We start from the raw sequence: 10,888 nt of genomic DNA on the forward strand, positions 1-10,888 counted from the left end.
TTCATCGAGTTCATGGCGTCCTCCCGTCGTCACCGGTGGTGACCGGCGAGCTGCGCCGTCCCAGCAGGTCCATGGCGCGCAGTGCAGGAGTGGAGTCGATGACGGCGCTGAACGAGACCTTCTCGCTGGCGAGCGTGAGGGCGACCACCACGCCCAGCAGGGTGAGCCGAGCAGGCACCGGGAGCGCACGTGCCGCCGCCGTGCCCACGGCTGCCCCGAGCACGTTCGCCCCCGAATCGCCGAGCATACCGTGCTCGCGCAGATCCGCCGGCAGCGCGAGAGCTGCCGGGACCAGGGCCGCCACCGCGAGCACGCGTCCGCTGCGGGCCCGAGTGTCCTCACCGGGGGTGAGCGCGCTCAGCGCGACGGCGGCAGGCAGCACGACCTTGAGCGCACGGCCCGGTCGCAGGTCCAGGAGATTGGCGAGGTTCGCGCACCCGGCGGCCAGTGCGCCGTCGGCGAGCACCATCGCCCCGGCCCGCGGCCCGGGAGCGGCGGCGGCGCCGGCCACCGTGAGCAGCGGGATTCCGAGGGCTTTGGCCGCTCCGGTGGTCAGACGCCCTGTCCGGAGTGCGCCGAGGTGACCGCGGAGTCCCTTGGAGACCGCACGGCCCGCGCGTCGCTGGCGCGGTTCGAGAAGGTCATCGGCGAGGCCGAGCACCCCCACCCCGGCGAGCAGTCCCGCGTCGAGGCGTCCGGAGCTGCGCAGGCCCAGAGAGCTCACCGTCGCGACCACCAGGGCCCCTTCGGCAAGACTCACGGAGCGCCCGGAGAAGTTCGTCCGCCGCAGTTCGAGGCGCAGTCCCTGCAGGATGCGAGCTGCCCTCGAGGGCTGCGCCGCACCGGGAGCCGACGAGGTCACTCTGCTCCCCCGCCGTCGGAGGCAGCGCCCTGTCCCTGGGTCCCGTCACCGTTCTGCCCGGCCTCGGCCGCCGCGTCCTCGACCCCCGCGGTCTCGGGAATCGCCGGCAGGCGATCCGTCGCATCGGCCGTCGTGCCGTAAGCACCCGATCCCCCACGGGCCTGCTCGATCAGGGCGAGCACGGCCAGCAGCGGGCCGTCCGCCTCCTGCAGCCTGTCCGTCGTGGACAGCTCGTCGAAGCCGGCGTCGCCGCGCACGGTCCGCAGGATGCCGGTGGAGGCATCGTTGAGGGGGGTCGCCGCCGAGACGACGGCGGGGACCCCGGCCTCGGACAGGGAGGTGAGCAGGGCCGTCTGCGTCGCCAGCAGGCTCTGGGCGCGCTCTGCCGCGACCTCCTCGTCCTCGGAGCTGTCCACGAGCTCTTCGGGTGCGGCGCTCGCGAAGAGCACGCCGTCGACCTCGGAAGGAAGCTCGCCCTCGATCGTGACCAGCTGCTGCTCGGCGAGGGCCTGCCACACCTGGGTGCGGAGCTCGGAGGTGAGCTCGCCGCTCTCGGACGGGGCCAGGAGCGCGACGATCACCTGGGACAGCTGCTCGGAATCGGTCAGCCCGCCGTCCAGCAGGTTCGGGGCGATGGAGCGGATCGTGTCCAGCGCGTCCGTGCGCTGCTGGCTCTGCGCGGGCACCCACAGGGCGGACTTCAGCTCCACCCTCACGGTGGACTCCACACCGGCGTCCTCGAGCAGCGCCATGATGCGGTCGGTGACCGGTCCCGTGGAGGAGTCGTCGGTGAGCACGGCGACCTTCTGACCCGCCAAGGTGTCGGCGACCAGCTCCGGGCCGATCTCCGCGGCGAAGGAGCCCAGCTGCTCGTTGCGGGAGGCGAGCTCATCGGCCTCGGTGCGCAGCTCGTCCTGCTGGGTGCGCAGCTGCTCGACCTGTCCGGCGAGCTGGTCGCCGAGGTTCTCGCGCAGCGGTCCGGCCCCGAGCACGATGCCCACGGCGAGAGCCAGGAACACGGAGATCAGGGAGACGAGGTGGTAACGGAAATCGATCACGGGGTCGAGACCCTCCTACGACCCGGTGGCCCGGGGTGAGAACAGCAAGGTGAACCAGGACAGCAGACCGTCCAGGCGGGCGCCGAAGATCTGCACGAGCGCTTGTCCTCCGGGCGTTGCCCAGAGAGCGACCGCGAGGGCGGCGAGTCCTGCCAGTGCCAGGAGCACCAGCTGGAAGGTGGAGATCCTCTGACGGTACAGGCGCGAGACGCCCTTGGCGTCCACGAGCTTGGAGCCGATGCGCAATCGCGTGAGGAATGTCGAGCTCATACCGGCCCGGCCCTTGTCGAGGAACTCCTCGAGGGTGCCGTGGGTGCCGACGGCGACGATGACGGACGCGTCCTTCTCGTCGGCCAGGAGCATGGCGATGTCCTCGCTCGTGCCCGAGGCGGGGAAGAGGATGACCTCGTCGCCGAGGCCGAGCTCCTCGAGCCGCTCCAGGCCCGGGGCTCGCCCGTCCCGGTAGGCGTGCACGACGAGCTCGGCGCCGCTGCGCAGGGCGCGGTCGGAGACGGAGTCCATGTCCCCGATGATCATGTCGGGACGGAATCCCGCCTCGATCACCGCATCGGCTCCCCCGTCCACGCCGATGAGCACGGGGCGGTTCTCCCTCATGAAGGGCCGCAGCGTGGCGAGGTCCTCCTTGTAGTGGTAGCCGCGCACGACGATCAGAACCGGGCGGCCGTCGAGGTTCGTGCGCACGTCGGGCGCGCCGATCCCGTCGAGCAGCAGGTCCCGCTCGCGCAGCATGTACTCCATCGTGTTCTCGGCGAACATCTCGAGCTGCTGCGACAGGCCTTCGCGGGCGATCTCCAGGGAGGTGGCGATCGTGTCGTCGTCCTGTGCGGTGCCCTCGGCGATCACCGTGTCGTCCAGGCGCACCGTGCCGCCGGTGATCGTGACGGTCTGACCGTCCCTGACCTCCTCGAAGACATCGCTCCCCAGCTCATCGACCAGGACGATGCCGGCGTCGACGAGGATCCGGGGACCGGCGTTGGGATATCGACCGGATGTCGAGGCTGCGACGTTGAGGACGGCGGCAGGGCTCCGCTCGACCAGTGCCTCCGCGGCGACCCGATCGATGTCCTGGTGATCGATGATCGCGATGTCGCCCGGCTGGAGGCGCTTGGTGAGGTCCTTGGTGCGTCGGCCCAGACGGGCGGTGCCGATCACCACGGATTGGGTCGCGCTCATCGGCGCCGCTCCGTCGTGGTCGAGCTCCCGGCGGCGACGGTGCTCGCCTCGTCCAGCAGCTCCTCCGCATGGGCGCGGGCGACATCGGAGGCGTCGTCGCCGGCGAGCATCCGCGCCAGCTCACGGATCCGGCCCTGACGATCGAGGGTCTCGACCGTCGAGCTGGTCGATCCGTCGCTCGAGGACTTCACGATCTGCAGATGGGTCCCCGCATGCGCCGCGACCTGCGGGAGATGGGTGACGACGATGACCTGCGCATGGCGCGCCAGGCGTGCCAGCCGGTGGCCGACGGCGAGTGCGGCGCGCCCGCCGATCCCGGCGTCGATCTCGTCGAAGACGAAGACGGGCGCCGCGCTGCGGTCGTTCCGCGACGCGGAGAGGGCGACCTCGAGGGCGAGCATCACCCGGGAGAGCTCACCGCCGGAGGCCGCCTGGGCGACCGGCAGGTGATCGGCCCCGGGATGGGGTGCGAGCAGGATCGCGACGGCGTCGCAGCCGTGGGAGCGGTGGGCCTGCGCTGAGACCTCGACGCGGATGTCGGCGTCGGGCATCTCGAGGTGGCGCAGCTCCTCCTGGACGGCCCCGGAGAGCTCCTCCGCGGCGGCCGTGCGGGCGGAGGTCAGCGCCGCGGCCACGTCGTCCAGCTCGCCCTGCAGGGAGTCCAGACGGGCCGCCGCAGCAGTGCGCTCCTGCTCCGCGCCGTCGAAGCGATCGAGATCGATGGCGGCGCCTCGGGAGGTCTCCAGCAGGGCCGTGACGTCCTGCGCAGGGCCCTCGGTCCCCGGAAGCAGGGTGCCCAGATCCCGGACCAGGACGGTCAGCTCGTGCAGGCGCTCGTTCGCCTCCCCGAGGCGTCCCGGAGAGGCGTCGATGTCATCGGCGTACCGGGAGAGCTCGGCCGCCACATCGGACAGCTCGATCCGGGTCGCGTCCAGCCGCTCGACGAGCGGCTCCAGCGTGGTGTCGGTGCGCGCAGCCCGCCCGAGCGCCTCACCGGCGACATCGAGCAGCGGCCCGGCGGCCGGTCCGTCGTCATCGCCGACGAGAGCCAGCGCGGCCTGGTTGGCGGCGCCGCGCAGCTCCTCGGCGTTGCCGAGCCGCTCGAGCTCGACGCGCAGGGCGTCGTCCTCCCCCGGCTGCGGGTCGGTGCTCTCGATCCGTTCGAGGGCCTCGCGCAGCGCTGTGCCCCGACGGTCCCGCTCGGTGAGCAGGGCGTCGAGCTCCGCGAGCCGCTCCGTCAGGGCGGAGCGTTCGCGCCACAGCTCACGATGCCGTTCCAGCAGCGGTCGGATCTCGGTGCCGGCGAAGCGATCCAGCGCCTCCCGCTGGGCATCGGGGTCGCGCAGCCGCTGCTGATCGGACTGACCGTGCACGGTCACCGCGGTGCCGACCAGGCGCGCGAGGGTCCCGATGGGGACCGGCACGCCGCCGATCTGCGCCCGGGACCGGCCGTCCCGGGTCACCCTGCGCACCACGAGCACCTCGCCGTCGTCCTCGTCGGCTCCCAGCTCGTCGAGCGAGGCGGCCAGCTCGTCGTGACCGCTCAGAGCCAGGGTGCCGTCCACCGTGCTCGACCCGCGGGTGCGGCCCCGATCCAGACGGCCCCCGAGCAGCATGGTGAGGCCGGTGACGATCATCGTCTTGCCCGCGCCGGTCTCCCCCGTCAGAGCGGTGAAACCGGGCCCGAACTCGAGCATCGCGTCGTCGATCACGCCGATCTGGCGGATGCGCAGGGTGGACAGCATCGGGGACCTCTCAGCTCCTCAGCGGGTGCGGGGGCTGCGACCCCGCCAGCCGACGACGGGGAGCTGGAACTTCTCGACCAGCCGATCGGCGAAGGGCGTCGCGCTCAGCCGTGCCAGACGGACGAACTGCTCGGACAGGCGGGCCTCGACGCGCATCCCGGCGGTGATCTCCGCGGTGCGGCGCCCGTCGAGCGTGAGGATGCCGTCCTCCCGATTGTCGAGGGTCATCTCGATGGCGGCCTCGGAGGATCGGCCCAGCACCAGCGGGCGGGCGAACAGGGCGTGCGCGGCCAGCGGGATCAGGAGCATCGCGTCGACCTCGGGCCAGATCACGGGGCCACCGGCGCTGAAGGCGTAGGCGGTTGACCCTGTGGACGTGGACAGCACCACGCCATCGCAGCCGAAGGAGGAGACGGGACGGCCATCGATCTCGATGGCGACGTTGATCATCTTGAGCCGGTCGGCCTTCTCGAGGGACGCCTCGTTGAGCGCCCAATGCTCCTCGACCACGTGGTCCTCGGAGTCCAGGACGTGCACGTCGAGGGTGGAGCGCTTCTCGATCTCGTAGTCGCCGTCCAGGAGACGGGAGACGGTGATCGAGAGGTCCTCGACCTCGCTCTCGGCGAGGAAGCCGACGTGCCCGAGGTTGACGCCGTGCACGGGGACATCGGCCTCGCGCACCGCCTCCAGCGCGCGCAGGATGGTGCCGTCGCCGCCCAGGACGATGCCGAGCTCGACCAGGTCCGCAGCGGAGACCGCGTCCAGCACGTCGACCCCGCCGTTGGTGAGGAAGGTCAGCAGCTTCGGCGGGGCGACGTCCTCGGGAAGGGCCAGGATCTCGTCGACCTGCTCGTCGACCACGACGCCGCGCACCCCTCGCCGGGCGAGTTCCTCGAGCACCGTGAGCATGGCGCTGAGCGCAGCGCGGCGGCCGGTATGGACATAGAGGAGGAACCGTCGCATGGGGTCAATCCTCCTGGAAGAAGTCGTCGGCGCCGCGGACGCGCGGCTGGTTCTCGCGCACGGCGTCCCCGATCATGTCACAGGCCTCCGCGTCGAGCGTGCAGGTCACGCCCGCGGCACGCAGATGCAGGAAGTACTCGCGGTTGCCGTCCTGGCCCGGCAGGGCGCTGGGGCCGACGGCGAGCAGCGTGAGCCCGGCCTGAGACGCGCCCTCGGCCACGCCGCGGACGGCCCCGGCCCGGGCCCGGGCGTCGGTGACCACTCCCGTGCGCGGCAGCGCCTCGCGACCGACCTCGAACTGGGGTTTGACCATGAGGAGGAGGTCGCCTCCAGGCTGCACCACACTCCCGAGGGGCTCGACGACGGTGCGCAGGGAGATGAAGGAGAGGTCGGCGACGAGGAGCTCGACCTGGGCCCCGATCAGCTCCGAGGTGAGGTCGCGCACGCTGGTTCCGTCGAGCACGTGCACACGCTCGTCGTCGCGGACGTGGTCGGCGAGCTGATCGTGGCCGATGTCGACCGCGACCACCCGTCGGGCACCACGTCGCAGCAGGACGTCGGTGAAGCCTCCTGTCGACGCACCGGCGTCGAGGCAGTGCAGCCCGTGGGGATCCAGGCCGAGCGCGTCGAGGGCGCCGGCGAGCTTGTGAGAGGCCCGGGAGGCGTACTCGATCCCGTCGGGCACGTCCGCGACGCTCAGCAGGGCACCCTCCGGGACCGGCGCGGAGGCCTTCACGACGGGCCGGCCGTCGAGACGGGCGCGGCCCTCCTCGATGATCCGACGCGCGTGGGTCCGGGAGCGGGCCAGACCGGCCCCGAGCAGGGCGAGGTCCAGGCGCTGCCCGGTCACCGGTCGGTGGGGTGCTGCTCGGTGCCGTCGCGTCCCAGCAGTCGACCCGTCCACGGGGCCTCCGCAGACCGGGTCCTCAGCAGGGCGAGCACTGCTCGCAGCACGCGCGGGTCCTCGAGATCGCCGTCCAGGACGATGTCGCCGCGGTCCCAGAGGACGCTCACGGATCCGCAGCGTGCGTGGTCGCCGTCCACCACGGGCAGCACGAAGGGGGTCGCGATGTGCTCGAGGTCGGGAAGGATGTAGGTGGGCCGACGCACAGGATCAGCGCGCAGGGCGGACTCGATGCCGTCCACGCCGGTCAGCACGAGAAGGGTCTCGATGCCGGCGCGGACCCCGCCTTCGATATCGGTGTCGAGCCGGTCGCCGATGACCAGCGGGCGCTGGGCGCCGCTGTCCCGTGCGGCGACGGTGAACATACCCGGCTCGGGCTTGCCCGCCACCATCGGCTCCGCGCCCGTGGCGTGGCGCAGGGCCGCGACCATCGAGCCGTTGCCCGGGGCCATGCCGCGCTCGGTCGGCAGGGTGGCGTCGATGTTCGTCGCCATCCACAGCGCGCCGTGCCGGATCGCGTAGGCGCCCTCGGCGAGGATCGGCCAGCTCAGGTCCGGGGACCAGCCCTGCACCACGGCGACGACATCCTCGCTGTCCGTGGAGACCGGCTCGAGGCCGACCTCGCGGATCTGTGCCCCGAGGCTCGGTCCGCCGACGACGAGGACCTTCGAGCCGGGGTCGAGTCGTTCTGCGAGCAGCCGGGAGGCGACCTGCGGAGAGGTCACGAACTCCTCGGGCTGCGCACTCACACCGACCTCGGCCAGATGGTCGGCCGCCTGCTGCGGGGTGCGGGAGGCGTTGTTCGTCGCGAAGACGACGGTGCGTCCTGCCGCGCGTGCCTTCTCGACGGCCTCTGAGGCATGCGGGATCGGCGTCGCACCGTGCATGAGGGTGCCGTCGAGATCCAGCAGCAGGGCATCATGCAGATCGAGCAGAGAAGGATCGGGCTGACGGGTCACGCCTGCTCCTCCTGATCCTCGCCGGTGGGGTGCTCGTCGTCGGAGAATTCGCTGTCAGAGAATTCGCTGTCGGAGTGCTCCTCGGTGGAGTGTTCCTCGGCAGAGCGATCATCGGTGGGTTCCTCCTGCGAGTACCCCAAGTCGCCGTGCACGTCGTCGTCCACCCCGTCGGCGGGCTCCTCCTCCGGTTCCTCGTCGTCCGAGTGCCGCTCGACGCCCTCGTCCCCCGCAAGGAACAGCTCCGTCGACCCTTCGGCGTCGTCCTCGGAACCGTCGACATCTGCATCGTCTGCGATCTCGGCGTGGTCCGCGGTATCGCCATAGGGCGAGGAGGTACCGACGCGGTCGGCCTCGTCGGACTCGACAGCCGCAACGATGTCGTCAGCGACGTCAGCATCGTCAGCGTCGTCAGCGTCGTCAGCGTCGTCAGCATCGTCAGCGTCGTCAGCGTCGTCAGCGTCGTCAGCGTCATCAGCGTCATCAGCGTCATCAGCGTCGTCAGCGGACGGATCGTAGGCGTCCAGCACGGAGACGGATTCGTCGTCTTCCCATGCCGGCTCCTCAGCGGGCGCGGGTGCGGGGCGGCCCAGGCGCTCGGCGGCGTCTGTGAGGCCTTCGCTGTCGGCGTCGGCGGCGAGGGTCAGCCAGCGCTTTGCCTCCTCCGGACGCTCAGCACGCTCCAGAAGGTCGGCATAGGCGGCCCAGAGGCGGACCTGCCAATGTCCGTCGACCTTGTGGCGAAGTGCTGGGATCTCGAGGGTCCTCAGCGCGGTCTGGATGTCGCCGGTGTCGGCATAAGCGCCTGCCACGACGATCATCAGCTCGATGGACGCAGCCACCCCGAGGGACGAGGCCTCGTCCGACGCCGCGATGTCGAGAGCACGCTCGGGCTTGCCCAAACCGCGCTCCGAATCCGCGATCATCGGGAGGACATCATTGCGGCCAGTGATGCGCAGCGATGTGCGCAGCTCCCGGGCAGCGGTTCGGAAGTCCCCGGCGCGGTAGGCCAGGATCCCGTAGGCCTCGCGAACGGCACCGACACGACCGCCGATACGCGCGGCGAAACGCGCGTGCGCCTGCGAGGTCTCGAGATCCGTGTCCTCGAGCAGGTAGGCCGCGACGATGTGCTGGCCGACGCGCTCTGCGGTCTCCTTGCTCAAGCCACGCAGCTCCTCGCGGATCGGCTTGTCCAGCTCCCGACCGGTGATGCCGTCGGGGATACGAGGCTCGAACGGTCGATCTGCGCGTGCTTCCTGACCGGGACGCGAGTTGCGACGCTCCTCACGAGGGGCGCCACCTGTCCGCGGGTCGTGGTCCTCGCGCGGCGGGCGCGAGCCGGCAGCGCCGGCGCCCTGGTCGCCATCACGACGGCGGTCACTCCCCGGGCGGCTGGAACGGTCGTCCCGGCGTCGACGCTCATCGGCCTTGCTGTCATACCTCGGCTTCTCATCGCGACGCGAGTCGTACCTGGACTTGTCATCCCGGCGGGAGTCATAGCGCGGCTTCTCATCACGGCGTGAGTCATAGCGCGGCTTATCTTCCCGACGCGAGTCGTACCTGGGCTTGTCGTCACGCTGCGAGCCATAGGCCGGCTTGTCATCACGGCGAGCGTCGTAGCGGGGCTTGTCGTCACGGCGAGCGTCGTAGCGGGGCTTGTCGTCACGGCGTGAGTCGTACCTGGGCTTGTCGTCACGCTGCGAGCCATAGCGGGGCTTGTCGTCACGGCGAGCGTCGTAGCGGGGCTTGTCGTCCCGGCGTGAGTCGTAGCGGGGCTTGTCATCCCGGCGCGAATCGTAGCGGGGCTTGTCATCACGCTGCGAGCCATAGCGCGGCTTATCGTCCCGACGTGAGTCGTAGCGGGGCTTGTCATCCCGGCGCGAATCGTAGCGGGGCTTGTCATCACGCTGCGAGCCATAGCGCGGCTTATCGTCCCGACGTGAGTCGTAGCGGGGCTTGTCATCCCGGCGCGAATCGTAGCGGGGCTTGTCATCACGCTGCGAGCCATAGCGCGGCTTATCGTCCCGACGTGAGTCGTAGCGGGGCTTGTCATCACGACGTGAGTCGGAGCGAGGACTTTCATCGCGACGCCCACCGTAGCTGGGCCGGTCATCACGACGCGAGTCGTATCGCGGCTTGTCATCGCGCTGCGAGCCATAGCGCGGCTTCTCGTCGCGACGGCTACCGTAGCTCGACCTGTCATCACGCTGAGAGCCATAGCTCGGGTCGGACTGGCGAGCAGAGCGATCACGATCACGGTCACTACGCTGGCCGCCCTGGAAAGAACCCGACGGACGGTATGCACGCTCCCCGCCAGCGCGCCGCTGGCCGCCTGCTGAACTGGTCCGGTCATCGCGGCTGCTGCGCGACTCCGAGTACCTGGAGGAATCAGACGACGAGGATCGCGACGACGAGTCCCTGTCCCGGTACGGTGCCCGGGACCCGGACGCGGAGGGCCGGTCGTCGTTCCTCGCGTAGCCGCGGCTCTTGTCGCCGTGCCCGCGGTCGCTCTCGCTCTTGCTGTGCTCAGCCACGTGAATCGTCCGTCTCAATCTGCTCGCCCTATGCCGTTATCAGTGGCCAAGCCTAAGCCGTCCCCGGAAAGAGACCGCGCAGTAGCCCCTTCACCGTGACTGCTTTCACCGGGCGCGACACGAACCGGTGACAGCCAGGTGCAGCGCACCACAGTCGAGGAGACCGAGCTCCGCAGCAGGTTCACCACCTGCACGAGAGCCTGACACCACTGCGGCCACATTTGGCAGCGAAGCAACGACCTGTACGCGGAGCATGGATGAACGCTGCTGGAGACCACTACGAGCTCAACGTCAACCAACTACGTCTCCACGTAGCACTGAATGACCAGTTGGATCGACGTCGTGCGCCATGGCCGCATCGGCGCTGCCGTCCTGCAACCATCACCCCTCGAGCGCCACCTCGCCGGCTCGAGAACATACACGGCAGTCTTCGCCGCCCGGACAGAGAAACGCTTCAGGGACAGCCCACCTCGCTGTCGCCGACCCGCCTCCAACCTGCAAAACAACCTACCGACCGAAGCCAAAGCAATGGGCAATGAGCGATTCAGACAACCGGAATGACTCTGAGTACCCCCATTTTCGGGCATAAAAAAAGGGAGTGGGAGGAGCGAAACCTTCACGGGTCTCAAGCTCACTCCCACTCCCACAAAGATGTCCGGCGGCGACCTACTC

General features: G+C 70.2%; 8 protein-coding genes. All 8 read right to left on the bottom strand.

The genetic code is table 11. The annotated features are described in order from the left end of the window. Positions 1-10: 10 nt before the first annotated feature. From INT49_RS18535 to INT49_RS18570, 8 genes are read right to left on the bottom strand one after another with little or no spacing between them, the layout of a single operon-like run. Positions 11-862 (bottom strand): hypothetical protein, encoded by an 852-nt coding sequence (locus INT49_RS18535; RefSeq protein WP_319021700.1) that lies wholly within the window; start codon positions 860-862, stop codon positions 11-13. Next, positions 859-1,920 carry a copper transporter gene (locus INT49_RS18540; protein WP_193119227.1) on the bottom strand — a complete coding sequence of 354 codons (1,062 nt, stop codon included), beginning with the start codon at positions 1,918-1,920 and terminating at the stop codon, positions 859-861. Before INT49_RS18540 ends, INT49_RS18535 begins: the two co-directional genes overlap by 4 nt. 15 nt (positions 1,921-1,935) lie before the next feature. After that, positions 1,936-3,114, bottom strand: coding sequence for a putative cytokinetic ring protein SteA (steA, locus tag INT49_RS18545; protein ID WP_193119228.1), 1,179 nt, complete (start codon positions 3,112-3,114; stop codon positions 1,936-1,938). After that, positions 3,111-4,859, bottom strand: a complete 1,749-nt coding sequence (gene recN / locus INT49_RS18550; protein ID WP_193119229.1) for a DNA repair protein RecN — start codon at positions 4,857-4,859, stop codon at positions 3,111-3,113. The genes steA and recN overlap by 4 nt, the downstream gene beginning before the upstream one ends. Positions 4,860-4,877: 18 nt before the next feature. Then, positions 4,878-5,822 (bottom strand): NAD kinase, encoded by a 945-nt coding sequence (locus INT49_RS18555; RefSeq protein WP_193119230.1) that lies wholly within the window; start codon positions 5,820-5,822, stop codon positions 4,878-4,880. 4 nt (positions 5,823-5,826) lie between these two features. After that, positions 5,827-6,672: a TlyA family RNA methyltransferase gene (locus INT49_RS18560; RefSeq protein WP_193119231.1), complete on the bottom strand. Its 846-nt coding sequence runs from the start codon at positions 6,670-6,672 to the stop codon at positions 5,827-5,829. Beyond that, positions 6,669-7,685 (bottom strand): HAD-IIA family hydrolase, encoded by a 1,017-nt coding sequence (locus INT49_RS18565; RefSeq protein WP_193119232.1) that lies wholly within the window; start codon positions 7,683-7,685, stop codon positions 6,669-6,671. Before INT49_RS18565 ends, INT49_RS18560 begins: the two co-directional genes overlap by 4 nt. Beyond that, positions 7,682-10,216 (bottom strand): hypothetical protein, encoded by a 2,535-nt coding sequence (locus tag INT49_RS18570; RefSeq protein ID WP_193119233.1) that lies wholly within the window; start codon positions 10,214-10,216, stop codon positions 7,682-7,684. The genes INT49_RS18565 and INT49_RS18570 overlap by 4 nt, the downstream gene beginning before the upstream one ends. Positions 10,217-10,888 lie beyond the last annotated feature (672 nt).

The sequence above is a fragment of the Brachybacterium tyrofermentans genome (assembly GCF_014897585.1).
Classification (GTDB): Bacteria; Actinomycetota; Actinomycetes; order Actinomycetales; family Dermabacteraceae; genus Brachybacterium; species Brachybacterium tyrofermentans.

Excerpts from the sequence above, each read along its gene's own strand:
- steA (WP_193119228.1), bottom strand. The coding sequence starts at position 3,114 with ATGAGCGCGACCCAATCCGTGGTGATCGGCACCGCCCGTCTGGGCCGA.
- INT49_RS18555 (WP_193119230.1), bottom strand. The coding sequence starts at position 5,822 with ATGCGACGGTTCCTCCTCTATGTCCATACCGGCCGCCGCGCTGCGCTC.
- recN (WP_193119229.1), bottom strand. The coding sequence starts at position 4,859 with ATGCTGTCCACCCTGCGCATCCGCCAGATCGGCGTGATCGACGACGCG.